Source organism: Nucisporomicrobium flavum (genome assembly GCF_016464385.1).
GTDB lineage: Bacteria > Actinomycetota > Actinomycetes > Mycobacteriales > Micromonosporaceae > Actinoplanes > Actinoplanes flavus_A.
Genome location: NZ_JADMLH010000004.1, coordinates 418,412 through 442,733 on the forward strand (window position 1 = coordinate 418,412; position 24,322 = coordinate 442,733).

Genomic DNA, 24,322 nt, shown 5'->3' on the forward strand with positions numbered 1-24,322 from the left:
TGACCGGAAGGCTTCCCGCCACACCGGTCCTCCGGCGCGACGCTGCCCGGAAGGCCGATGAGCCCCGCTCTCGGTTGCGCCGCGGCGTGGGCATGGGAGACACCTAACCGAGAGGAGGCAGCGTGGAGATCAACACCGGCAATACCGCCTGGTTGCTCCTGTCGTCTGCGCTCGTTTTGCTCATGACACCCGGTCTGGCGCTGTTCTACGGCGGCCTCAACCGGTCCAAGGGCGTACTGAACATGATGATGATGAGCTTCTCGTGCATCGGGCTCGTCTCCATCCTGTGGGTTCTGTACGGCTTCACTCTGGCCTTCGGTGTCAACGGCAGCGCGGGCCTGAACAACATCATCGGTAACTTCTCGACCTACTTCGGTACGGGCACCGGCGCGATCACCGAGGAGTGGCTCTTCTTCGGCGCGAACACCGGCATCCCCACGTACGCCTTCATGGCCTTCCAGATGATGTTCGCCATCATCACGGTCGCGCTGATCAGCGGCGCGGTGTCGGACCGCATGAAGTTCGGCGGCTGGGTCATCTTCGCGCTGGCCTGGTTCACGCTGGTCTACGTCCCGGTCGCGCACTGGGTCTGGGGCGGCGGCTTCATCGGCGCCAAGATCCGCGCCCTCGACTTCGCCGGCGGTACGGCGGTCCACATCAACGCCGGTGCGGCCGCGCTGGCGCTGTGCCTCATCCTCGGTAAGCGCATCGGCTGGCCGCGGGAGAACATGCGCCCGCACAACGTGCCGTTCGTGGCGCTCGGCGCCGGCCTGCTGTGGTTCGGCTGGTTCGGCTTCAACGCGGGATCCGAGCTCACCGTCGACGGCACCACGGTCTTCGCGTTCATCAACACCCAGGTCGCCACGGCCGCCGCGCTGGTCGGCTGGGTCGTGGTGGAGTGGATCCGCGACGGCAAGCCGACCCTGGTCGGCGCGTCCTCCGGTGCGGTCGCCGGTCTGGTCGCCATCACCCCGGCGTGTGGCTTCGTCGCCCCGCTGCCGGCCGTGCTGATCGGCCTCATCGCCGGCGCTGTCTGCGCCCTTGCCGTCGGCCTGAAGTACCGCTTCGGCTACGACGACTCGCTCGACGTGGTCGGTGTCCACTTCGTCGGCGGCTGGATCGGCTCGCTGTCGATCGGCTTCTTCGCCACCGCGCAGGTCAACGCCGGCATCACCGACAGCAAGATCCTCAACGCGAGCGAGGGCCTGTTCTACGGCGGCGGCCTCACCCAGCTGGGCCGTCAGTTCCTGGGCAGCTTCGTCGTGACCCTCTACTCCTTCGCCATCGCCGCGGTGATCGCGCTGATCATCAAGGCCGCGAAGGGCCTGCGGGTCACCGAGGAGGCCGAGATCTCCGGCATCGACATCGCCGACCACGGCGAGACCGGCTACGACCTCACCCCGGCCGGCGGTTCCGGCGGCGGCGGCGCGTTCGCGATGGCCGGCCTCACCAACTCCCCGTCCATCGACGCTGACGGCAAGGCCGACGTCAGCCAGAAGGTCGCCGGTTAAGTTCTCTGACATGGAGGGACTGAGCATGAAGCTGGTGACCGCGGTCATCAAGCCGTACCAGCTCGACGCGGTGAAGGAGGCGCTGCACGCACTGGGCGTCGCCGGGCTGACGGTGAGCGAGGTACAGGGCTACGGACGGCAGAAGGGCCACACGGAGGTGTACCGGGGCGCCGAGTACACGGTGGAGTTCCTGCCCAAGATCAAGGTTGAGGTCGTCACGGACGAGATCGACGTCGAGAAGGTCGTCGACGCGGTCGTCACCTCCGCCCGGACCGGCAAGATCGGCGACGGCAAGGTGTGGGTCACGTCGGTCGACGACGTGGTCCGGGTCCGTACCGGCGAGCGCGGGCTCGACGCGCTCTGATTGTCGGACACGAGTGAATTACATGGTGAGTGAGCCGTCGGCGGTGCCTCGGGTGCCGTCCGGCGGCTCGCCCGCCGATCAGAGGACACACATCGGCGCCGCCGCCCGGGCTGACCGGGCCGCGGCGCTCGATGCGTGGCTGGCCCGGATGTTCCCCAGCCACCTGCCCGGCGTGAGCCTGATCGCCGTGGGCGGGCTGGGCCGGCGCGACTGCGCGCCGTACAGCGACCTGGACCTCGTGCTGCTGCACAACGGCACGGCCGGCATCGACCGGATCGCCTCCGCGCTCTGGTACCCGATCTGGGACGCCCGGCTGGGCCTCGACCACTCGGTGCGGACGCTCCCCGAGGCGCTGTCGGTGGCGCACGACGACGTGAAGGTCGCGCTGGGCCTGCTGGACGCGCGGCACCTCGCCGGCGACGCCGCGCTGTCCGCCGAGCTGATCGCCGCCAGTGGAGACCAGTGGCGACGCACCGCCGTACGCCTGCTCCCGCAGCTGAAGGAGATCACCGCGACGCGGTGGGCGACCCACGGCGAGCTCGCGTTCCTGCTGGAGGGCGATCTCAAGGAGGCCGCCGGCGGGCTGCGCGACATGACGATCCTGCGCGGCATCGGCCGGGCCGGGGTCGCCGACACGTTGCGCCCCGCGGTGCGCGCGGCCGACCTGCGCCTGCTGGACACGCGCGACGCCCTGCACCTGGCCGTGGGCCGCCGGGTCGACCGGCTCGTCGCGCAGGAACGCGGCACGGTCGCGGAGCTGCTGGAACTGGACGACGGGGACACGCTGCTGCGGCGCGTGGCGGGGGACGCCCGGACGATCGCGCACGCCCTGGACGACGCGTGGCGGGCCGCCGACCGGTTGCGCAGCGGACGCCGCCGCGGGGTGGCCCCGGGCCGCCCGGTCCGCCGCCCGGTGGCCCGCGACGTGGTCGAACAGGACGGCGAGCTGGTGCTCGCGCGTACCGCGATCGGCCCGGTCCCGGATCCGACGCTCTCGCTGCGGGTGGCCGCCGCGGCCGCGACCGTGCGGCTGCCCATCGCCCGGGCCACCTGCGAATGGCTCGCCGCCTTCTGCCCGCCGCTGCCGACGCCGTGGCCGGCCGCGGCCCGGGCAGCGCTGGTCTCGCTGCTGGGATCCGGTCCGGGCCTGCTGCCGGCCTGGGAGACCTGCGACCGGTACGGGCTGATCGACGCCTGGCTGCCGGAGTGGGCCCGGATGCGCAGCCTCCCGCAGCACCACCCGGTGCACCGGTTCACGCTGGACCGGCACCTGGTGCAGGCGGCGTACGAGGCCAGCGCGTACGCCCGCGACGTGGAACGTCCCGACCTGCTGTTGATCGGCGCGTTCCTGCACGACGTCGGCAAGGGGCTGCCCGGCGACCACAGCACCGTGGGCGCCCCGATCGCCGCCGACATCGCCACCCGGATCGGCCTGCCGCCCGCCGACGTGGCCACCGTGGAGAAGCTGGTCCGCCTGCACCTGTTGCTGCCCGACATCGCCACCCGGCGGGACCTGAGCGACCCGGTGACGATCTCGACGGTGGCCGAGGCGGTCGGCGACACCGGAACGCTGGACCTGCTGCACGCGCTGGCCCGGGCCGACTCGCACGCCACCGGCCCCGCGGCCTGGTCCGACTGGAAGGGACGGCTGATCGAGGAGCTCGTCCGCAGGGTCCACACCGCGCTCGACACGGGTGCCCTGCCCGCGCCGCCCCAGCCCGACCCGGAGTTGCTCGAGGGTGACCTGCCCGCCGTACACCTGGAGGGTGACCGGGTCGCTGTGGCCGCGGCCGACCGCCGGGGCCTGCTCGGCAGCGTGGCGGCGTGCCTGGCGTTGCACCGCCTCGACGTGATCGCCGCGGACGCGTGCTCGGTGGACGGCCGCGCCATCGTCGAGTTCACCACCCAGCCCCGGTACGGCTCCCCGGCCGACCCGGTGGCGCTCGCCGCGGACCTGCGCCGGGTGGCCGTCGGGGACGTGTCCGTGACCCAGCGGCTGCGCGCGCGGGCGAAGTCGGACCGGGGTGGCGCGGCGCCGCGCGTGGTGTGGCTGCGTGAGGCCGCTACCGACGCGGTCGTGCTGGAGCTGCGCGCACCCGACTCGTCGGGGCTGCTGTTCCGTGTCGCCACGGCGCTCGACGACGCGGGCGCCGAGGTGCGCGCCGCGCGGATCTCCACGCTGGGCGGTGACGTGGTGGACGCGTTCTACCTCGTCGGAGGCTGGGCGGACGAGGCGGAACGGGCCCGGGTCGAGGCCGCCGTGCTGGGCGTGGTCTGAGAACGTCGTCACCTCCCGCGGGTCGCAGGCGTTGCGCTCTATGTCATTTCAGGGCGTAGCGAAGAGGTCTGTTGCCGCATGGGGGATCCAGCCGGTCTGCTCGACGACTACCTGAGGGTCGCCCGGTACCACGTCCAGCGGTCCGTGCCGCCGGTCGCGATCCGGCTGCGGTCGCTGGAGATGCGGCGGCTGCTGGGGTACACGGCGCTGCGGGACACCGGGACCACGTACGAGGAGCTGCTGGCGGCCGCGCGCGGCGGTGACGCCGAGTGGCTGCGGCGGATCCGCGCCGACGTGCGCCCGTCCGTGATCGCCGGGCTGGCGCAGACGATCGCGTTGCAGGACATGCTGCCCGGCGACCGCGACGACGCGCTGGCCCTCTACGAGCTGGTCCGCACCGCGCTCGGCGCCCCGGCCGTCCCGGGCGCCCATCAGGGGCTGCACGCCCAGCTGACGTACACGTGGCGGGGCGCTGCCGCGGCGCGCGAGCTGCTGGCGGCGTACCCGGACATCAGCGCGGCCGTCCGCACGGACCTCGAGATGGACGTGGCCAACCCGTTGACCGGCGACGACGGCCTGCCCGTGGCGCCGTGGCTCGCCGCGTTCCAGCGGCTGATGCCGAGGCCGTACCCGGCGCTGGAGCCGGCGAACGGCCTGCCACCCTTCGACCGGCTGACCGCCGCCGCCGAGGCCGCGCCGGTCGAGGAGCCGCACCGGGTCTCCGTGATCGTCACCGCGTTCCACCCCGACGAGGGGCTGATCACCGCGGTCCGGTCGATCCTGGCCCAGTCCTGGCGCAACGTCGAGGTGATCATCGTGGACGACGCCTCGCCGCCGGAGTTCGACGAGGTGCTGCAGCGGGCCGTGGCGCTGGGGCCGCGGGTCCGGCTGGTGAAGCAGCCGTTCAACCAGGGCACGTACGCCGGCCGCAACGCCGGGCTCGACGCCGCCGAGGGCGAGTTCGTCGCGTTCCAGGACTCCGACGACTGGTCCCACCCGCGCCGCCTGGAGCTGCAGGTCCGCCCGCTGCTGGAGAACCCCCGCGTGGTCGCCACGACCAGCGACGGCCTGGCGGTCACTGAGCACCTCGTGCTGACCCGGCCGGCCGTACGCCGCGGCCGCTTCAACCCGTCGTCGCTGATGTTCCGCCGCCAGGTGGTGATGGACCGGATCGGCTACTTCGACCGGGTCCGCAAGGCCGCCGACTCCGAGTACATCGGCCGGATGCGCGCGGTCTACGGCGACCGGGCGGTACGCCACGTCGAGTCGGAACCGCTCGCGCTGATCCGGCTGTCCCAGGGCTCGCTGTCGCGGTCGGAGATCCGGGCGTACTGGATGCACCCGGCGCGGGTGGCGTACTCGTCGGCGTACCAGCAGTGGCACGGCCGGATCGCGGCCCGGGCGGCGAAGCCCCACCTGCCGCGGGACGGCGGCGAGCGGCCGTTCGCCGCGCCCGACCACCTCCGGTACGCCCGCGGCGAGGCCCCGCCCCGACCCGAGTACGACGTGGTGATGGCCGGCGACTGGCGGTTCCTGCAGGGCCCGCAGCTGTCCGCGATCGAGGAGCTGCGGGCGCTCACGGACCGGGGGCTGCGGGTCGCCGTGCTGCACCTCGAGTCGGGGCGGCCGTTCGCGCGGCGCCGGCACGCGCTGTGCGACCCGGTCCAGAAGATGATCAACACGGGCCGGGTGGGCCAGGTGCTCACCGGCGACGTCGCCGAGGCCGCGCTGCTGATCGTGCGGCACGCCGCCGTGCTGCAGTTCGCGCCGGGCGACGAGTGCCTGCTGCGGCCTCGCCAGGTGCTCGTCGTCGCCGACCAGGCCCCGGTACGCCGCGACGGCCTCGACCACCGCTACGAGCCGCAGGCGTGCACGCGTACGGCGGAGCGGCTGTTCGAGGCGCCGGTGCTGTGGTGCCCGCAGGATCCGGAGGTGCGCTCGGCGCTGCGCGCGGACGAGCCGTGGATCGAGCTGACGCCGTGGGACATGCCGACCGTCGTGGGCACCGAGCGCTGGGCGGCGGTCCGCGACGGCGCTACCCGGGACAGGCCCGTGGTCGGCACCGACCTGTGCGACCAGGGAGTGTGGCCGCGCGACGCTCGGGAGTCGCTGTACGTGTACGACGACCTGGCCCGGGTGGACGTGCGGCTGCGGCTGCCGGACTGGCCGCGTACGGACTTCAGCCTGGGCGGCCCCCGCGCGCACCTCGTCTACGAGGCCGGGGACCTGACCCTGCGGACGTTCCTGCACCAGCTGGACTTCTACCTGCACTTCCCGCATCCGGAGGCGGTGGAGACGTTCTCCCGGCCGGCCCTGGAGGCGGCCGCGCAGGGCTGCGTCGTGGTGACGCCCGAACGGCACGCGGCCGTGTTCGGTGACGCCGCCGTCTACTGTGCCCCGTCCGAGGTGTCCGGGCTGATCAAGCGCTACACCGCTGACCGGGTGCTCTTCGCCGAGCAGAGCCGCCGCGCGCGGGCTGTCGTGGCGAAGGCCCACCACGCCCAGCCGTACGTCGATCGCATCGCCGGCCTGGTGCACGCGCCGCGCACGGTCGCGCCCGCCCAGCGGCTGCCGGAACCCCAACCCGCATGACCCGGTCCGGGGCGTAACGGGCGGCGGCCGCTGCCGTTAGGGAACGTGTCGAAGACGGCGAACAACGGAGGTTTTGCGCAGATGAGTGGCCTGACCAGCGTCGGTGGCCGGCTGGCGGTCCGGCTGCGGAGCCTGACCCGCCCGCAGGCGGTTGTCCTCATGGTGGTGCTGGCGGTCGTCGCCGGTATCTGGGCCGCGGCCGCCACCGGGCACCAGGGCCTCGCCACGTCCCTGGTCGCCGTGCTGCTGCTGGGCGTGCTGCTCGGCATCCTGCACCTGTCGCGGTGGATGGGCGGGCTGCACCGGGCGAACCAGGCCGCGAACCGCGACCTGCGCGTGGTCGTCGAGCAGATGCAGCGCCGCGTCGTCGCCGCCGTGGAGAAGGAACGGCTCACCGCCGGCGACCGGCACCAGGAGCTGACCCGCAGCCTCACCCGCGGGCTGCGGCAGAACGGCCACGGCACCGACCTGCTGCTGCGCGCGCAGAGCCGCGAGATCGAGGCGATGTTCCAGCTGTTCGGCGAGTTCACGCCGCGCGCGCCGATGCCGTCGTCGGGCGACTTCGCGCTGAACCCGACGGAACTGCTGGACCTGCTGCACATCGTGCGGCTGCGCCGCCCGCAGCTGGTGGTCGAGCTGGGCAGCGGCACGTCCACGGTGTGGCTCGCGTACGCCCTGGAGAAGCTGGGCGGCCGGCTGGTGTCGCTCGACCACGATGCCGACTACGCCGGGCGTACCCGCGAGCAGTTGGACGCGCACGGGCTCTCGGGGGTGGCCGAGGTGCGTACCGCCCCGCTGAGCGACATCGTCGTGGACGGCAAGAGCTACCGCTGGTACGACGTGGAGAAGCTCGCCGACCTGCGCGACATCGACCTGCTGCTGATCGACGGCCCGCCGACGGCCACCGGGCCCGACGCGCGGTACCCGGCGATGCACGCGCTGGAGAGCCGCCTGGCGCCGGTGGCCACGGTGGTCCTCGACGACGCGAACCGCCCCGACGAGCAGGACGCCGTACGCCGCTGGACCGAGAACATCACCGGCCTCACCGCCGAACCGCAGCGGCTCGGACGGCACGTGGTCATGTCGTACTCGCGCAGCGGGGCGGCCGTACCCGCCTGACCACGAAAAGACGACCGGCCGGCATGCGGGGGCATGCCGGCCGGTCGCCTTTTTCGGGGGAGGGAAAGGCTTATCAGCGGGAACCGAAGTCCTGGGTGTAGTACGGGGTGCCGTTGGCCGAGTAGACGACACCGACGGCGAACGTACGGGCGCCACAGTCGAGCAGGTTGGCGCGGTGACCCGGCGAGCGCATCCACGCGTTGACGACCTCGGCGGCGCTGCGGTAGCCCCAGGCGATGTTCTCGCTGCGCGCGGCGGTGTAGCCGGCGGCGCGGGCCCGGGTGATGAACGTGGAGTTGCGGGCGCCGGTGTGGCTGAAGACGCCGGTCGTGGCCATGTACTTGCTGTGGCCGCGGGCGGCCCAGAGCAGGTCCGCGTTGACCCGCAGCGCCCGGCAGCCGGCCTTGACGCGCTGCTGGTTCGACAGGCTCACGATCTGGGTCTGCAGCGTCGAGGTGGAGACGACGGCGGCCTCGGCGGGCGCCGCAACCGTGACCAGGCCGATGAGCGCGGCGGCGGGGATCAGCGCGAGGGTGGCGAGGCGACGGACGAGGTTCTTCTGCACGGGACAACCTTTCGAGAACACCGCCCCGGCGCTTGTTCGCCAGGTACGCCATTCCCTTCGGAAGCCCGGTGGGGTGCGCTGATGCCGTTTCAGGTGCCTTGGTGTGAGGGGAGAGTTGCCGCCCGGGTGCCTGCCGTGCTCCCGTCACGACGGTGGTCGCCGGCGGGTTGCCGTACGGGTGCGAAGAGGCCCGGCGGATGACCGCCGGGCCTCGTCACGCGGGTGTTCGCAGGTGTCAGGACGATGCGAGCGCCGCACCCAGCTGCGGTGCCAGCAGCCGGCTGTACGCCGTGGTGATGTGGTGCTGGTCCCGGTAGACCAGGATGTCGCCGACGATCGGCGGGCACGTCGTCGCGGTGCAGAACCACGGCACCGGGTCGATGACCGTCGCCCCTTCGGCCCGCGCCGCCGCCGCGATGAGCTTGCGCCGGGCCGGCGCGGCCAGCGCGCCCACGCGGCTGCGCCCGCACTCCGCAGGGTGGTCCATGTGCGCCGACAGGCATTCCGGCGTGGGCCCGTTCTGCCACGGGGTGTCGCTGATGAAGTAGACGTCCGTGCCGGGCGCGGACATCGCGCGGATCGACCGCTTCCACGCGGCGACCCAGGCGTCGTCCTGTGAGCCGGTGACCCCGAGCAGTTCGTTGCTCGGGTACGTCGAGCCCATCACGACCTTCGCCGGGCGCAGGGAGCGGACGTACTCCCACGCGTCGTGGCGCCACTGGACGCACTCGGTGAACTGGCGCTTGAGCTGCGGCAGGTAGATCATGCCGTCCGCCGCGGTGCACGCGCTCTTGGTCACCACGACGAGCTTCCAGTGCCGCTGCAGCGAGGCCGCCTCCAGCGCCGGGAACCAGTGTCCCGCGTGGGAGTCGCCGAACAGCACCACCGTGGTGGGGGAGTTGAGGTCGCCGTACGCGCAGGGCTTCTTGACCGTCGCGTCGTCGAAGGCCTGGGAGCAGCCCTCGCTGTAGTAGCGCGGCTTGTCCTTCATCGCCTTGTCCAGCGGGGGCGTCAGGTTCGCGGGCACCGCGGGGGCGCTCACGCTCGCCGCGATCGCGGCGGTCAGCTCGCCGGGGTCGAACGTCGCGGGATTCAGCGCGGCGGCGCGGTAGTTGCTCGTCCCGCCGAAGTGCGTGGCGGACGCCGTGATGGCGAAGCAGAGCCCGGCGGCGAGCAGCGAGAGCCCGAGGCCCACGCCGATGCCGCGCCACGGCCGGTTCTGCAGGGCGGCAAGGTGGCGTACGGGGTTCTCCACGAGCGCGTACGTGAGCGCCGCCAGCACCAGGGCGCCGATCGCGGCCAGCACGTTCTCCCACGTGGCCAGCGGGCGGCCCACCGCGTACGGCGCGATCAGCAGCACCGGCCAGTGCCAGAGGTACCACGAGTACGAGAGCCGACCGATCGCCTGGAGCGCCGGCAGGCCCAGCACTACCGCGGGACGGCCGGTGCCCCCGGCGATGACCGCGGCGGCGCCGAGCACGGGCAGCACGGCCGCGTACCCGGGGAACGGCGTCTCCGCGGTGTACAGCACGGCCGAGATGGCGATGGCGACGAGCCCGGCCGGGACGAACCAGCGCGGCAGCTTCACGGCGCTGACCGCGAGCAGCGCGCCGACGCCGAGCTCCCAGGCGCGGGTGTGCGCCCCGAAGTACGCCCACCCCGCGTTGTGCTGTGTCTGCCACACCGAGAGGGCCAGCGAGCCCACGGTCAGCACCGACAGCACCGTACCGAGCCGGCGCGCGCGGCCACTGCGGACGAACAGCAGGATCAGCAGCGGCCAGACGAGGTAGAATTGCTCCTCCACCGCCAGCGACCAGAAATGCTGCAACGGCGACGGTTCCGCGTCGGCGTTCAGGTAGTCGGTGCCCACGGCCGCGAGCCGGTAGTTCATCGCGTACATCGTGGTGTGCAGCGCGTCGGACAGGATCGAGCCCAGCCGCAGCGGCGGCAGCCAGAGCGCGGCCGCCGCCACCGTGGCGACCACCACGACCGTCGAGGCGGGCAGCAGTCGCAGCGCCCGGCGGGCGTAGAAGCGAGGGATGGACACCGTGCCCTTGTCACGCGCCTCGCGCAGCAGCAGCCCGGTGATCAGGAAGCCGGAGATGACGAAGAAGACGTCGACGCCGACATAGCCACCCGAGATGACGGGCAGGCCGCAGTGGTACGCGACCACGAGGAGCACCGCGACCGCGCGCAGCCCCTCGATGTCGCGGCGGTGCCGTGAGCCGGGGTGGAAGAACGCCGACCGTTCGCGTGCCGCGTGCTTGCCGGGGCGATGTTGCGGGGGATGAGGGGGCGCCTTGGGCGCGAGGCTCGTCTCGATCACAGGCGGTGCGCCTCTCGGCTGGTGGTGACGCCGCGGGTGTCGAAGAAGCGCTTGGCGATGCCCGCCAGGTGGTCGGCGTCGTACTCGCGGTGGTGCTGCACGAGGATCACCAGGTCGGCGGCCGCGGCGGCGCCCTCCAGGTCGTCGGTACGCGGCACGCTCCACTCGGTGACGTACGGGTCGTGGAACGTCAGCACCGCGCCCAGCGAGGCGAGCTGACGGGCCAGCGGCGTGGCCGGCGACTCGCGCTGGTCGGCGATGTTCGGCTTGTACGTGACCCCGAGCAGCAGGATCTTCGCGCCGTGCACGGCCACCCCGTCGGCGTTGAGCAGGTTCTGCGCGCGGCGGGCCACGTACGCCGGCATCGTGGCGTTGATCTCCTGCGCGAGCTCGACGAAGCGGAACGGGTAGCCGAGCTTGCTGCGCACGTTGTGGCTCAGGTAGTTCGGGTCGATCGGGATGCAGTGGCCGCCGACGCCCGGGCCCGGGTAGAAAGCCTGGAAGCCGAACGGCTTGGTGGACGCGGCGTGGATGACGTCCCACAGGTCGATGCCCAGCTCGTGGCAGAACCGGGCCATCTCGTTGACCAGCGCGATGTTCACGTGCCGGTACGTGTTCTCCAGCAGCTTCGCCGTCTCCGCCTCGCGGGTGCCGCGGGTGCGCACGACGGTCTGGATGAACCGCCCGTAGAACGCCTCCACCTTGTCGGTGCACGCCGAGGTGTAGCCGCCGACGACCTTCGGGGTGTTGTGCGCGCCGAACCGCTCGTTGCCCGGGTCGATGCGCTCGGGGGAGAACGCCACGTGGAAGTCGACGCCGGCGGTCAGCCCGGACAGCTTCTCCAGCAGCGGGCGGACGACGTCGTCGGTCGTACCCGGGTAGGTCGTGGACTCCAGCACGACCAGCATGCCGGGCCGCAGGTTGCGGCCGACCGCCTCGGTGGCGCCGGTGACGGCCCGCAGGTCCGGCCCGTCGCCCTCGGCCAGCGGCGTCGGCACGCAGATGACCGCGGTGCCCGCCTCGGCGATCCGGGTCTCGTCGGTGGTGGTGCGGAACCCGCCGGCCACCATCTCGGCCACGTCGGCGTCGGACAGGTCGTCGACGTGCGACCGGCCGGCGCCGAGCGCCTCGACCACGGCCGGGTTGACGTCGAAGCCGAGCACGGACATGCCGGCCCGGGTGGCCTGCTGCGCGAGCGGCAGCCCCACGTACCCGAGGCCGAGGATGACGACGTCGAAGCTCACGAGAGAAGTTCTCCTTTGCAGGGCCCGTCAGGCGACGGGCGAATTGGTGGCGGCCGGACCGCCGGCCGGCTGGGCCGGCACGGCGATCTCCGGCGCCCGCTCGGATGCGAGAGCCGGGCCACGGTCGACCTGGGTCAGGACGGCGGCGGGCGCGCGGCGCGGGCCGGTCAGCTCGTACGGCGACGCGAACGGCAGGTACGCGGGCAGGAACTCGTTGAGCAGCGCCGCCTGCTCGGCCGCGATGGCCGCGTCGGAGTCGGTGTCGTTGAGGCAGAACGCGTCGAGGTCGCGGTGGCGCAACATGCCGGCGAGCCGGAACGGGGTCGCCGGGCTGGCCAGGTTCGCGTACGCGTACGCGATGGTCCCCGGCGCCGCCCGCCCCGTCAGGTACGCGTAGTACTGCTGCAGCGACGACAGCAGCGAGATGTCGTCGGGGTGGCGGAACTGGTGCGAGGCGGTCGCCTCGACGTACTCGCCGAAGCGCTGTTCGATCTCGGCGATGACGCTGCGCCGCGACGGGTGCGGGGTGTGCATCATCTTGCGGGTCAGCACCCGGCCGAACGCCGTACGGATGAGCTCCCGGTTGTTCTTGCCGGCCGAGTCCGCCGGCGGGTCGTCCGGGCGGCGCGGGGCCGAGTCGACCTGGGCGTTCGACGGGAAGAAGCGGGTCAGCCCGCCCGGGGTGAAGAAGAGGTCCGGCGCGACCGGCCGGCCCAGGAACACGTCGTCGTTGAGGTAGAGGAAGTGCTCGCTCAGGCCCGGGATGCGATGCAGCCGCGACTCGATCGCCTGGGAGTTGAAGGTGGGCAGCCGGCCGGTGTCGCCGAAGATCTCCCGGTGGCTGACCAGGGTGATCCCCGGGTGCGAGGTGTCCAGCCACTCCGGCACCTGATCGTCGGTGACCAGGTAGATGTGGTTCACCCAGGGCGCAAAGCAGTGCAGCGACCGCAGCGAGTAGCGCAGCTCGTCCCGGGAGGTGTACCGGGAGTCGTTGCAGGCGAGCTTGCTCGCCTCGTCCAGCCACCCGTTCTCCGTGAGCGCGGCGGCCTTGCGGGCCTGCCACTGCGGGTCGCCGCCGTCGACCCAGGTGTAGACCACGTCGATCGGGAAGCCGATCCGGTCCGGGCTGGGCAGCGTGAAGATCTGCCGGGTCCGGTACGGGGTCCGGTCGGCGGGGGAGCTGAACGGGCCGAACGCCGGCTCCGGGGCGTTCACCACCGGCTCCTCGAGCGCGATGACGTCGGCGATCGGGTTGCGGCGCGGCCCGGCGAGCATGCCGTCCCGCTCGACCCAGAACTCGATCTCGCACCCCAGCTCGGCGCCGAGCAGGAGGCTGCCGTCCGGGTCGGTGACCGGCCACGACGCCTTCACCACGTCGGCGGCACCCGGCTTGGCCCGGCGCGGTTTCACGACGTCGAGCCGGCCGTCGGTGGTGGCGGTCAGGTCCCCGAGCAGCCGGGCCACGGCGGGGCGGTCGGTGGCGCGTACGGCCACCGCGGTGGTGCGCAACGCCCGGGTGGGGATGCGGAACCACTCGATGCCGGCCTCGTCGAGCGCGGCGACGACCCGGTCGAGGTTCTGCCGGCGTACGCCCACCGGGCTGGCCGCCGGGTCACGCCGGGCCGTCACGCGGCCCCGGGCCGTACGGACGCGCATGGTCGGCCCGTCGTCCCGCCGGCGGCTGAACGGCAGCCGCGGTGGCGGGGAGAGCAGGACGAGCCGGCGCGCCACGCTGAGGCGCCGTTCTTCGGCGACTCGGGGGAGCACCCGGTACTGCATGCTGCGCAGGACGCGGGAGCGGACCTCCCAGGGCGCCATTCGCAGGATCCGCCGTAGAGGCACGAGGTCGTCCTTCCGCCGGATGTCGTTCGGGGCCGATCGGTCAGCCGCCCGGTTCCTGAGCCTCAACGGAGGTATCTGCCGGTTGGTTGCGGTCGATGTGGGCTTTCCGGACATCTGTGCTATGCCGAGTAACGCCTGATATCAGCGGTATACCGCGGTTCACCGGCGTGGCGCGGCGGAACGGCCGGGTCCCACCCCTACGGGGCCGCCCTGATGCGCCGGCTTGCGCGCGGGGCGCATGGTGGACAACGGGCACCCCGAGGAGGACGACATGGGCAAGGCAGTGGCATATCTGGTGGCGATGATCGCCGGAGTGATCGTCGTGGGCTGGGTCGCGATAGCGCTCCTGCACGTGCTGGTCGGCGCGCTCTCGTACCTGATCGTGGGCGCGATCGTGGTCGGCGGCGGCGTCTACCTGTACGGCAGGGCGAAGAAGGGGCTCGCCCCGGGAACGCGGACCCAGCGGCGGATCGAGGCGGCGGCGAAGACGTACCGGATGCGCAACCGGTGAGGGTTCCGGCGGGCGGCTAGGCTTGCTGGCATCTCCTCCCTACCGACCAACGGGAAGTTGTGCCGTGTTTGACACCTTGAGCGACCGCCTCTCCGGGATCTTCACCAAGCTCCGGGGCAAGGGGCGGCTCACCGACGCCGACATCGACGCCACCGCGCGCGAGATCCGTCTCGCGCTGCTCGAGGCGGACGTCGCGCTGCCGGTGGTCAAGGCGTTCATCGCCAACCTCAAGGAGCGCGCCCGCGGGGCGGAGGTCTCCCAGGCGCTCAACCCCGCCCAGCAGATCATCAAGATCGTTCACGAGGAGCTCATCGGCATCCTCGGCGGCGAGGGCCGGCGGCTGCAGTTCGCCAAGCAGCCGCCGACCGTGATCATGCTGGCCGGCCTGCAGGGTTCCGGTAAGACCACGCTCGCCGGCAAGCTCTCGCGCTGGCTCAAGGGCCAGGGCCACCAGCCGCTGCTGGTCGCGGCCGACCTGCAGCGGCCCAACGCGGTCAACCAGCTCCAGGTCCTGGCCGGCCGGGCCGGCGTCGACGTGTACGCCCCCGAGCCCGGCAACGGCGTCGGCAACCCGGTGCAGGTGGCCCGCGACTCGATCGAGCACGCCCGGCGCACCGCCAAGGACATCGTCATCGTCGACACCGCCGGCCGCCTCGGCATCGACGCCGAGATGATGCAGCAGGCCCGCGACATCCGCGACGCGGTCGACCCCGACGAGGTCGTCTTCGTCATCGACGCGATGGTCGGCCAGGACGCGGTCACCACGGCCGAGGCCTTCCGCGACGGCGTCGGCATCACCGGCGTGGTCCTGTCGAAGCTCGACGGCGACGCCCGCGGCGGCGCGGCCCTGTCGGTGCGCCACGTCACCGGCCAGCCGATCCTCTTCGCGTCCACGGGCGAGAAGCTCGAGGACTTCGACGTCTTCCACCCCGACCGGATGGCCAGCCGCATCCTCGGCATGGGCGACGTGCTGACCCTCATCGAGCAGGCCGAGCAGGCCTTCGACGAGGATCAGAAGGAGAAGATGACCTCCAAGCTGCTCGGTGGCGAGCAGTTCACCCTGGAGGACTTCCTCGACCAGCTCATCGCCGTGCGCCGGATGGGCCCGATCGCCAACATCCTCGGCATGATGCCGGGCATGGGCCAGATGAAGGACCAGCTGGCCGAGCTCGACGACAGCCACTTCGACCGGGTCACCGCGATCATCCGCTCGATGACCCCCGCCGAGCGCACCAACCCGAAGATCATCAACGGCTCCCGCCGCGCCCGCATCGCCAACGGCTCCGGCGTGACGGTCATGGACGTCAACCAGCTGCTCAACCGCTTCGCCGACGCGCAGAAGATGATGAAGCAGATGGGCGGCATGATGGGCCTGCCCGGCGCCGGGCGGCGCAAGGCCACCAAGAGCCCGAAGAACAAGCGCAAGGGCACCAAGGGCGGCAACCGGCCCCGCGTGGGTGGCGCCGGCATGCCGGCGGGCTTCCCGGGCGGCATGCCGCAGCTGCCGCCGGGCATGGACCCGAGCGCGCTGGCGGGCGGCCAGGGGATGCCGCCGGGCTTCAAGCTCCCGAAGCTCGACTTCAACAAACTCTCCAACCCCAAGCGCGACGACGACAAGCGCTGATAGTCAGGCGACGAGTAGTCTCATGTCTAGTAGGCTGCGTTTCCGGTGACCCTCGATCTGCCCGCGCTGACCGCCCGGCGGCAGGCCCTGCTGGAGCGGTCCCGCGAGCGGGAGTGACCGCTCATCCGGTAGGACTGACGCATGGCTTTGCATGTGCGCGGCGTCGTTCTGCCCGAGGGTGAGCTCCGGGATCTGTGGCTGGTCGGCGACCGGGTGACGTACGAGCCGGTCGCCGGGGCGCAGACCGTCGCCGCCGAGGGGTGGATCGTGCCCGGTCTCGTGGACGCGCACTGCCACCTCGGCATCCGGTACGGCGCCACGCCCATCGAGAGCGTCGGCGAGGCCCGGGAGCTGGCCGCCAAGGATCGGGACTCCGGGGTGCTGGCGCTGCGGGACGCCGGGTCGCCGTACCCGTATCCGGAGCTGGACGACGAGCCGGAGATCCCGCGTCTGGTGCGGGCCGGCCGGCACGTCGCGCCGACCCGGCGCTATCTGCGCGACATCGGCATCGAGGTGGACGCCGCCGAGGTGGTGGACACCGTCACCGCGCAGGCGAAGGCCGGCACCGGGTGGGTGAAGCTCGTCGGCGACTGGATCGACCGGTCCGTCGGTGACCTGGCGCCCTCGTGGGACGCCGCGACGATGGCCGCCGCGGTGGAGGCCGCGCACGCCGCCGGGGCGCGGGCCGCCGTGCACACGTTCTCCGAGGAGGCCGTGGCGCAGATGGTGCGGGCGGGCGTCGACTCGGTGGAGCACGGCACCGGGCTGTCGCTGGACCTGATCGACGAGATGGCCCGGCGGGGGACCGCGCTGGTGCCCACGATGATCAACATCCGGACGTTCGGCGGCATCGCCGATCAGGCCCGGGCCAAGTTCCCCGGGTACGCCGACCACATGATCTCCCTGCGTGACCGGTTCCCGTCGGTGGTGGCCGCCGCGCACGAGGCCGGGGTGCCGATCTACGTGGGCACCGACGCGGGCGGGAGCATCCGGCACGGCCTCGCCGCCGAGGAGATGCTGCTGCTGCACGAGGCCGGCATCCCCGCCGAGGACGTCCTCGCGGCGGCCTCGTGGCGAGCCCGGGAATGGCTCGGGTTCCCCGGGCTGGTCGAGGGCGGGCTCGCCGACCTGGTCGTCTACGCCGAGGACCCGCGCGCCGACCTGCGCGTGGTCCGCGCCCCGCAGCGGATCGTCCTGAAGGGCTGTGTCGTCCGCTAGCCCGGCAGCTCCCACAGCCGCAGGCTCGTCGGGGTCGCGCAGGCCAGCCGGTCGGCCGTACGCGCACACGTCGCCGGATCGACCGGAACACCGCCCATCACCCGTGCCCGCCCGTCGGTGGCCGAGACAGCGCTCAGCACCCCGTCGACCGGCAGGGTGATCAGCTTGTCGTCGGTGAGCCAGCCGGCCGGCGCCAGGTCGCGCCACACCCGCGTGCCCTGCGCGTCGTGCAGGGCGTACCCGCCCTCGCCGCCGCCGACCAGGATCCGGCCGTCCCGCGCCTCGATCGTCTGGGCATGGTGGGGTGCGGCCATCCGCCAGGCCTTGCGCCCGTCCGGAACGGACAGGGCGGTGAGCGCGGTGTTCGTGCCGTCCGGGAGGAACGGTTCACCGCCGGCGTCCGAGTCGTCGAGCAGGCACAGCCGCGCCGGGCCGCACATCGCCATGCTGGTCACCCGGCGCTGCTCCGGGCCCGTGAAGATGGTCCGGGACGGCGATTCGCGGGTCACGTCCGTGGCCCGGATGACGTACGAGGCGCCCTCGTCGTTCTCCGCGCTGTAGAGCGTGCCGCCGGACGCGACCAGATAGGCCTCCGGGGACGGTGCGCCTTCCAACTCCCGGAGCACCCGGCCCGTGCGCAGGTCCCGGACCAGCAGTTGCCGTGCCTCGGTGACCTGGACCAGGAAGTCGTCGGGGGTGGGCATGGCGGCCGTGCGGACGATCCGGTCGGTTGCGGGCGCCGCCGTCCAGAGGCGTGCGCCGGTGACCCAGTCGAACGCCTGGGTCAGGCCGGTCTGCCCCGACACCGTGACGAGCCCCGCGCCGGTGTAGAGGAACTCGTCGGCGGCGGTGGACGCGACGTGCCAGCGTTCCCGGCCCGACGCCGGGTCGAGGACGTACGCCGACCGCTTCCCGGTGAGGTCACCGCCGTGCTCCACCGTCACCACCAGGGCCTGCGGGACCGCGACCAGCGCTCCGAGCCCCGCGAACCGGCCCAGGGACCGCTCGGGCCAGGCCGTGGCCCCGGTGTGCAGCTCCGCGGCGACCACGTGGATCCCGCCGGTGTGGTCCTCCCAGGCCGCGTACGCGCGGTCGGCGTCGGCAGCGGACAGGGTGATGCGTGCCTCGGACTCGTACGCGATGGGTGAACCGACCTCGGCGAGCGGGCCGCCGTGGCTCACCGCGGGAGGCGTCGGCGCGTCCCGTACCGCCGAGATGCCGGCACTGGCTCCCATCACGGCGACCAACGCGACCGCGGCCCCCAGCACCCGCGTGCGGCTGCGCTGGACGCCGCGGCGCCGCGCGGCATCCGGAGCCGCCAGCGGCACGGCGTCGGCGTCCCGGCCGAGCGCCGCGAACATCTGATCCAGGTCAGCGGGCATTGCGCGCTCCTTCGGGTACGGCGGGTGCGGCCCCGAGCGCGACGGCGAGGCCGGCCCGGCCACGGGCCAGCCACGACTTCACCGTGCCCGTCGACGCCCCGGTCTCGGCGGCGATGTCGGCGACCGAGCGGTCGAGCAGGTAGTGCAGAGCGAGCGCGCGCCGGTGCGCCGCGGGCAGTGTGCGCATGGCGCGGACGAGCAGCACGGTGTCCTCCGACGGCGGGGCCACCGGCGCCGGTGCGGTCGCCGCATGGGTACGCCGTACGCCCAGCCGTCGCCACCGGTCCGTCGACAGCCGGTTCACCACGAGCCGCAGCCACGCCTCCGGGTCCTCGTACGCCGCCAGCCGCCGCCAGCGCTGCCACGCCCGCGCGTACGCCTCCTGCACCAGATCCTGGGCTTCGGCGGGGTCACCGGTCAGGCCGTACGCGTATCGCAGCAGGCGCCGGGACGTGTCGCGGTAGAACGCGTCGAACGCGTCCCCCGTTCCTGGTGTCATGAGCACCGCCTCTCATCCACAGGACACGGGATGCCCGCCCGGATGGTTGCGGGGGACGCGGCTAGGATGCTGCCTCATGGCTCGCGTGCTCACTCCCCGTGCGGAGGACTTCCCCCGCTGGTACCAGGACCTGATCTCCAAGGCCCGGATGGCCGACAACGGCCCGGTCCGCGGCACGATGGTGATCCGCCCGGCGGCGTACGCGATCTGGGAGCGCATGCAGGCCGAGATGGACGCCCGGATCAAGGAAGCCGACGCGCAGAACGCGTACTTCCCGCTGTTCATCCCGGAGAGCTACCTGAGCCGTGAGGCGCAGCACGTCGAGGGCTTCTCGCCGGAGCTCGCGGTGGTCACCCACGCCGGCGGCAAGGAGCTGGCCGAGCCGATCGTGGTGCGCCCCACCAGCGAGACGATCTTCGGCGAGTTCATGGCCAAGTGGATCGACTCGTACCGGGACCTGCCGCTGCTGCTCAACCAGTGGGCCAACGTGGTGCGCTGGGAGCTGCGGCCGCGCACGTTCCTGCGCACGACCGAGTTCCTCTGGCAGGAGGGGCACACCGCGCACGCCACCGAGCAGGACGCCCGCGACTACGCGCGCCGCATCCTGCACTCGGTCTACGAGGACTTCATGGTCAACCTGCTGGCCATCCCGGTCGTCCCGGGCCGCAAGACCAAGGGCGAGCGCTTCGCCGGCGCCACCAACACCATGACCCTCGAAGCCATGATGGGCGACGGCAAGGCCCTGCAGATGGGCACCTCGCACGAGCTCGGGCAGAACTTCGCCAAGGCGTTCGACATCACGTACACGTCGCAGGCCGGCGCCGTCGAGCACGCCTGGACCACCTCGTGGGGCAGCACCACCCGCATGATCGGCGGCCTGATCATGGTGCACGGCGACGACAGCGGGCTGCGGCTGCCGCCCCGGCTGGCGCCGGTGCAGGCCCAGATCATGGTGGTCAAGGCCGGCGAGGGCGTCACCGAGGCGGCGGTCAAGCTGCGTGACGAGCTCAAGGCCGCGGGCGTACGGGTGAAGCTCGACGACCGCGCCGACGTGCCGTTCGGGCGCCGGGCGGTCGACGCCGAGCTGCAGGGCATCCCGGTGCGCATCGAGGTCGGCCCCCGCGACCTGGCCGCGGGCAACGCCGTGGTGGCCCGGCGCGTCGACGGCACCAAGACCCCGGTGGCGCTGGCCGAGGTGGCCGGCCTGGTGACCCGGGCCCTCGACGAGGACCAGCAGCGGCTGTTCGACGCCGCGCTGGCGCACCGCGAGGAGCGCACGGTCGACGTGAAGACCCTGGGTGAGGCCATCGAGGCCGCGCAGACCGGCTGGGCTCGGGTGCCGTGGTCCGCGGTCGGCACCGAGGGCGAGGCCGAGGCGAACGGCAAGGCGGTCACCGTCCGCTGCCTGCTGCGCCCGGACGGCTCCGTGCCCGAGTCCGACGAAGAGCCGGACGTGCAGGCGATCCTGGCGCGCGCGTACTGATGTTCGCCCCGGGCCGCACGGTCCTCTACCGCAACGTCGACGGGCCGCGGCTCGCGTCCGTACGCCCCTGCCGGGTGATCTCCGACGACGAGCGCGGGCTGCTGCTCTGGCTGGCCCGCGGCTCGGCGGTGGTCGTCGAGGTGGCCACCGACGGCCGTGGCATCCGCGACATGCCGTTCGAAGAGTGGATCGGGCTGAGCTACCGCGTGGTCCCGGCCACCTGGCAGGGCCCGAGCCTGCTCAAGTTCATCCCGCGGGACGCCGACCACTCGGTCTGGTTCTTCCGCGACGACGAGGACCGCTTCAAGAACTGGTACGTGAACCTGGAGGAGCGCGCCCTGCGCTGGGACGACGGCCACCTCGCCGGCGTGGACGTCATCGATCAGGACCTCGACATCGTGGTACGCCCGGACCGCACCTGGGAGTGGAAGGACGAGGACGAGTTCGCCGAGCGCCTCGCCTTCCCCGCCCACTACTGGGTCCACGACGAGGCCGCCGTACGCGCCGAGGGCCTGCGCGTGATCAAGCTGATCGAGGCGGGGGAGTTCCCGTTCGACGGGACGTGGACGGACTTCCGCCCGGACCCGTCGTGGCCCGTGCCCACGGTGGTGCCCGAGGGCTGGGACCGCCCGCCCGTTCCCCGCGCCTGAAACGGGACAGCGTCACCCGCCCAAGATCCGTACGCTGCCCCGGTGACCGCACCATCCCCCGTTGCCGCGGACGTGCTGGCCGGCTGGGACCCGATCTCGCGCCCGCCCCGCCGTACCCTCTCCTGGCTCGCCCTGCTTCCCCTGCTCGCCGGTGTGGCGTACGCCTACCAGGCCGGCCGCGGCCTGGCCGAGGCCCGCTACCCGGCGCTCGCCGGCGACATCTGCCCCGCGGTGGACGTCCAGCCGATCTTCACGGCGCTGCCGGGACCGATCGATCCGCCCACGGACCGTCCCTTCGAGGGTGAGACCCCCGGTGAGGGAGTCCAGCGCCGCTGCCGGTTCGCCATCACCGGCGCTGACGGCGTCACCCAGCGCGCGATGGGTGAGATGACCGTCACGCGGTACCCCTATGCGCCCGTGGCGCAGCTGTATTTCTCGATGGACCGCAGCCAGGCCTCCGGGTCCTATTTCGCGCCGAAGGACGTCCGGGACGTGGCGAGCCTCGGCGAAGAGGCCTTCGCGGTCCAGGACGGCGACGGTTCCTTCCAGGTCGCGGCCCGGGACTCCAACCTGACCATCGACCTGCAGCTCGTCGTGGCCGACGACCTCGCCGCCGACCTGGCCCTGCGCGCTCTCGGCGACGGCGTGCGCAGCTCGCTGCGGCGGCTGGGCTGAGCGTTTCCGGCCCGATTGGGAGCGCGGACGGGTCGTCTGGCAGAATGGCTAGCTGGTATCCGGCACGCGTGAGGCGCCCTCTAACCCTGATCGCGTTGCCAGTCCACGAACCTAACCAGTTCAGAGACATCGGTCCCGCATCCCCACGTGGGTTCCGTCGGCTCACCCACGTAATCATCAGGAGCGAAACAACCGTGGCCGTAAAGATCCGGCTCCTGCGGATGGGCAAGATCCGCAACCCGCAGTACCGCATCGTCGTCGCGGACTCGCGCACCAAGCGCGACGGCCGTGCCATCGAGTACGTGGGCATCTACCAGCCCAAGCATGACCCGTCGGTCATCGAGGTCAAGAGCGAGCGCGTGCAGTACTGGCTCTCGGTCGGCGCCCAGCCGAGCGAGGCCGTGCAGCGCATCCTCGAGAAGACCGGCGACTGGCAGCAGTTCAAGGGCCTCCCGGCCCCGCCGCCGCTGCTCGTCGCGCCGGAGAAGGCCAACCGCCAGGCCGCGTACGAGGCAGAGGCCAAGGCCGCCGCCGGCGTCGCCGACACCCCGGCCGCCAAGCCCGCCAAGAAGGCCACCAAGGTCGCCGCCGCGCCCGAGGCCGCCGAGGCCAAGCCGGCGCAGACCAAGGCCGTCGACCCGGCCGAGCCCAACCGCGAGGCCGTCGCCGAGACCGCAGAGGACCCGGCCGGTGCCGGCGCCGACGCGAGCTGACGGGGCGCTCCGGCCCGCGCTGGAGCACCTCGTCAAGGGCATCGTCGACAACCCGGACGACGTCCGGGTGCGGCTGGTCGACTCGCGCCGCGGCAAGCGGCTCGAGGTCCGTGTGCACCCCGAGGACCTGGGAACGGTCATCGGGCGTGGCGGGCGGACGGCCAAGGCGCTGCGTCAGGTCATCGGGTCGATCGGTGGGCGCGGCATCCGCGTCGACATCGTCGACGCGTACTGATCGTCGTCCGCGATGCTGCTGGTAGTCGGTCAGATCGGTAAGCCCCACGGCATCCGTGGGGAGGTCCTCGTGACCGTCCGGACCGATGATCCAGAGGCGAGATTCGTCGCTGGAGCGGTGTTCACGACCGAGGTCCCCCGGGACCGCCGGGTGAGCACCGGTCCGGCGACCGCCGCCCCGCAGGGGGCGCGTTACCAGGTGCCGGACAAGCTGACCCTCGAGTCGCTGCGCTGGCACCAGGGCCGGGTCATCGCCCAGTTCGAGGGCGTGCACGACCGCAACGTCGCCGAGGAGCTGCGCGGCGTTCTGCTGCAGGTCGACAGCGCCGACGTCGAGCCCCCGGACGACCCGGACGAGTTCAACGACCACCAGCTCATCGGGCTGTCGGTGGTCTCCGTCGACGGCGCCGAGCTCGGCGTGGTCGACCGCATCGACCACGCGCCCGCCTCCGACCTCATCGTCCTGAAGAAGGCCGCCGGCGGCACCGCGCTCATCCCGTTCGTCAGCCAGATCGTGCCGACCGTCGACCTGGCCGGCGGCCGCGTCGTCGTCGACCTGCCCGAGGGCCTGCTCGACCTCTAAGAGGGTTCCCCGCCGTGCGCGTCGACGTCATCTCCATCTTCCCGGAATACTTCTCGCCGCTGGACCTGTCGCTGATCGGCAAGGCCCGCGGCGCCGGGATCCTCGACCTGTCCGTGCACGATCTGCGGACGTGGACCTCCGACGTGCATCGCACCGTCGACGACACCCCGTACGGTGGCGGCCCCGGCATGGTCATGCGCCCCGAGCCGTGGGCCGCGGCGCTCTCCTCCGTGGCGTCGCCGTCCGCGACGCTCGTGGTGCCCTCTCCGGTGGGCCGCCCGTTCACCCAGGCGGACGCGCACGACCTCGCGGCGCTCGACCACCTCGTCTTCGCGTGCGGCCGTTACGAGGGCATCGATCAGCGGGTCATCGACGACGCTGCCACCCGCATGCCGGTCCGCGAGGTGTCCCTAGGCGACTACGTGCTCTTCGGCGGCGAGGTCGCGGTCATCGTGATCCTGGAGGCGGTCACCCGGCTGCTGCCCGGGGTGCTCGGCAACGCCGATTCGCTCACCGAGGAGTCGCATGCGGCCGGGCTGCTGGAGGCGCCCGTCTACACGAAGCCGGCGTCGTGGCGGGGCCTGGACGTGCCTGAGGTGCTGCGCTCCGGCGACCACGGGCGGATCGCCCGGTGGCGGCGCGAGCAGTCGCTGCTGCGTACGGCCTCCCGGCGGCCCGACCTGTTCGAGGCCTATCCCGCGGAGAAGCTCGACAAGAAGGACCGGGCCGCGCTCGAGGAGGGCGGATTTCGGATCCCGGGGCCGGGTGTGGCAAAGTAGTGAGGTTGCCGTTCGTCCCCACGCCGTGGCGGACGGACGAGGATCCTCCTCGCAGTCAGGAAAGACAACCCGGGGAAGATCAGAATCACCCATTCGCGCATCGAACTCCCGGTGCGCATTGAGTAGCACG

General features: G+C 72.4%; 21 protein-coding genes. 15 read left to right on the forward strand and 6 right to left on the reverse strand.

The window, feature by feature from the left end:
- The first annotated feature begins 122 nt into the window (after positions 1 to 122).
- The 5 genes from IT780_RS13585 to IT780_RS13605 all read left to right on the forward strand — a co-directional run bounded on the left by IT780_RS13585 (position 123) and on the right by IT780_RS13605 (position 7,864).
- Complete coding sequence (locus tag IT780_RS13585) at positions 123 to 1,511, forward strand: ammonium transporter (protein ID WP_199511841.1); 1,389 nt, start codon at positions 123 to 125, stop codon at positions 1,509 to 1,511.
- 25 nt (positions 1,512 to 1,536) lie between these two features.
- A complete protein-coding gene (locus IT780_RS13590) occupies positions 1,537 to 1,875 on the forward strand; it encodes a P-II family nitrogen regulator (RefSeq protein ID WP_170148593.1) in 339 nt (112 codons plus the stop codon).
- 22 nt (positions 1,876 to 1,897) lie between these two features.
- Positions 1,898 to 4,153: a [protein-PII] uridylyltransferase gene (locus IT780_RS13595; RefSeq protein ID WP_199511842.1), complete on the forward strand. Its 2,256-nt coding sequence runs from the start codon at positions 1,898 to 1,900 to the stop codon at positions 4,151 to 4,153.
- Between the two features lie 78 nt (positions 4,154 to 4,231).
- Positions 4,232 to 6,745 (forward strand): glycosyltransferase family A protein, encoded by a 2,514-nt coding sequence (locus IT780_RS13600; protein ID WP_199511843.1) that lies wholly within the window; start codon positions 4,232 to 4,234, stop codon positions 6,743 to 6,745.
- A gap of 81 nt (positions 6,746 to 6,826) precedes the next feature.
- Positions 6,827 to 7,864: an O-methyltransferase gene (locus IT780_RS13605; RefSeq protein WP_199511844.1), complete on the forward strand. Its 1,038-nt coding sequence runs from the start codon at positions 6,827 to 6,829 to the stop codon at positions 7,862 to 7,864.
- A gap of 73 nt (positions 7,865 to 7,937) precedes the next feature.
- On the opposite strand, the gene IT780_RS13610 is transcribed toward IT780_RS13605, so the two are convergent.
- The 4 genes from IT780_RS13610 to IT780_RS13625 form a co-directional block, all read right to left on the reverse strand.
- Positions 7,938 to 8,429 carry a CAP domain-containing protein gene (locus IT780_RS13610; protein WP_199511845.1) on the reverse strand — a complete coding sequence of 164 codons (492 nt, stop codon included), beginning with the start codon at positions 8,427 to 8,429 and terminating at the stop codon, positions 7,938 to 7,940.
- Between the two features lie 235 nt (positions 8,430 to 8,664).
- Positions 8,665 to 10,755, reverse strand: a complete 2,091-nt coding sequence (locus tag IT780_RS43090; RefSeq protein ID WP_307831170.1) for an acyltransferase family protein — start codon at positions 10,753 to 10,755, stop codon at positions 8,665 to 8,667.
- A complete protein-coding gene (locus IT780_RS13620) occupies positions 10,752 to 11,999 on the reverse strand; it encodes a nucleotide sugar dehydrogenase (protein ID WP_199511846.1) in 1,248 nt (415 codons plus the stop codon). Before IT780_RS13620 ends, IT780_RS43090 begins: the two co-directional genes overlap by 4 nt.
- Before the next feature lie 27 nt (positions 12,000 to 12,026).
- Positions 12,027 to 13,841, reverse strand: a complete 1,815-nt coding sequence (locus IT780_RS13625) for a stealth family protein (RefSeq protein ID WP_307831171.1) — start codon at positions 13,839 to 13,841, stop codon at positions 12,027 to 12,029.
- Positions 13,842 to 14,112: 271 nt separating this feature from the next.
- On the opposite strand from IT780_RS13625, the gene IT780_RS13630 reads away from it, so the two are divergent.
- From IT780_RS13630 to IT780_RS13640, 3 genes are all read left to right on the forward strand, one after another.
- Positions 14,113 to 14,352 (forward strand): hypothetical protein, encoded by a 240-nt coding sequence (locus IT780_RS13630; RefSeq protein ID WP_199511847.1) that lies wholly within the window; start codon positions 14,113 to 14,115, stop codon positions 14,350 to 14,352.
- Between the two features lie 64 nt (positions 14,353 to 14,416).
- Positions 14,417 to 15,976, forward strand: a complete 1,560-nt coding sequence (gene ffh, locus IT780_RS13635) for a signal recognition particle protein (RefSeq protein ID WP_199511848.1) — start codon at positions 14,417 to 14,419, stop codon at positions 15,974 to 15,976.
- Positions 15,977 to 16,117: 141 nt separating this feature from the next.
- The gene (locus IT780_RS13640) at positions 16,118 to 17,194 is read left to right on the forward strand and encodes an amidohydrolase family protein (RefSeq protein WP_199511849.1); all 1,077 of its coding nucleotides are present in this window, start codon (positions 16,118 to 16,120) and stop codon (positions 17,192 to 17,194) included.
- On the opposite strand, the gene IT780_RS13645 is transcribed toward IT780_RS13640, so the two are convergent.
- Positions 17,191 to 18,576 (reverse strand): outer membrane protein assembly factor BamB family protein, encoded by a 1,386-nt coding sequence (locus IT780_RS13645; RefSeq protein WP_199511850.1) that lies wholly within the window; start codon positions 18,574 to 18,576, stop codon positions 17,191 to 17,193. The two genes, IT780_RS13640 and IT780_RS13645, sit on opposite strands and share 4 nt — an antisense overlap.
- Positions 18,566 to 19,075, reverse strand: a complete 510-nt coding sequence (locus IT780_RS13650; RefSeq protein WP_199511851.1) for a SigE family RNA polymerase sigma factor — start codon at positions 19,073 to 19,075, stop codon at positions 18,566 to 18,568. The genes IT780_RS13645 and IT780_RS13650 overlap by 11 nt, the downstream gene beginning before the upstream one ends.
- 76 nt (positions 19,076 to 19,151) lie before the next feature.
- Between IT780_RS13650 and proS the strand changes: the two genes are divergently transcribed.
- The 7 genes from proS (at position 19,152) to trmD (ending at position 24,192) form a co-directional block, all read left to right on the forward strand.
- A complete protein-coding gene (gene proS / locus IT780_RS13655; RefSeq protein ID WP_199511852.1) occupies positions 19,152 to 20,558 on the forward strand; it encodes a proline--tRNA ligase in 1,407 nt (468 codons plus the stop codon).
- Positions 20,555 to 21,208 (forward strand): ribonuclease FAU-1 family protein, encoded by a 654-nt coding sequence (locus IT780_RS13660; protein WP_199511966.1) that lies wholly within the window; start codon positions 20,555 to 20,557, stop codon positions 21,206 to 21,208. The genes proS and IT780_RS13660 overlap by 4 nt, the downstream gene beginning before the upstream one ends.
- 42 nt (positions 21,209 to 21,250) lie before the next feature.
- Positions 21,251 to 21,883: a hypothetical protein gene (locus IT780_RS13665; RefSeq protein ID WP_199511853.1), complete on the forward strand. Its 633-nt coding sequence runs from the start codon at positions 21,251 to 21,253 to the stop codon at positions 21,881 to 21,883.
- 194 nt (positions 21,884 to 22,077) lie between these two features.
- Positions 22,078 to 22,596 carry a 30S ribosomal protein S16 gene (gene rpsP, locus IT780_RS13670; protein WP_199511854.1) on the forward strand — a complete coding sequence of 173 codons (519 nt, stop codon included), beginning with the start codon at positions 22,078 to 22,080 and terminating at the stop codon, positions 22,594 to 22,596.
- Positions 22,574 to 22,831, forward strand: coding sequence for an RNA-binding protein (locus tag IT780_RS13675; protein ID WP_014447131.1), 258 nt, complete (start codon positions 22,574 to 22,576; stop codon positions 22,829 to 22,831). Before rpsP ends, IT780_RS13675 begins: the two co-directional genes overlap by 23 nt.
- 15 nt (positions 22,832 to 22,846) lie before the next feature.
- Positions 22,847 to 23,413, forward strand: coding sequence for a ribosome maturation factor RimM (rimM, locus tag IT780_RS13680; RefSeq protein WP_199511967.1), 567 nt, complete (start codon positions 22,847 to 22,849; stop codon positions 23,411 to 23,413).
- Between the two features lie 14 nt (positions 23,414 to 23,427).
- Positions 23,428 to 24,192: a tRNA (guanosine(37)-N1)-methyltransferase TrmD gene (trmD, locus tag IT780_RS13685; protein WP_199511855.1), complete on the forward strand. Its 765-nt coding sequence runs from the start codon at positions 23,428 to 23,430 to the stop codon at positions 24,190 to 24,192.
- Positions 24,193 to 24,322 lie beyond the last annotated feature (130 nt).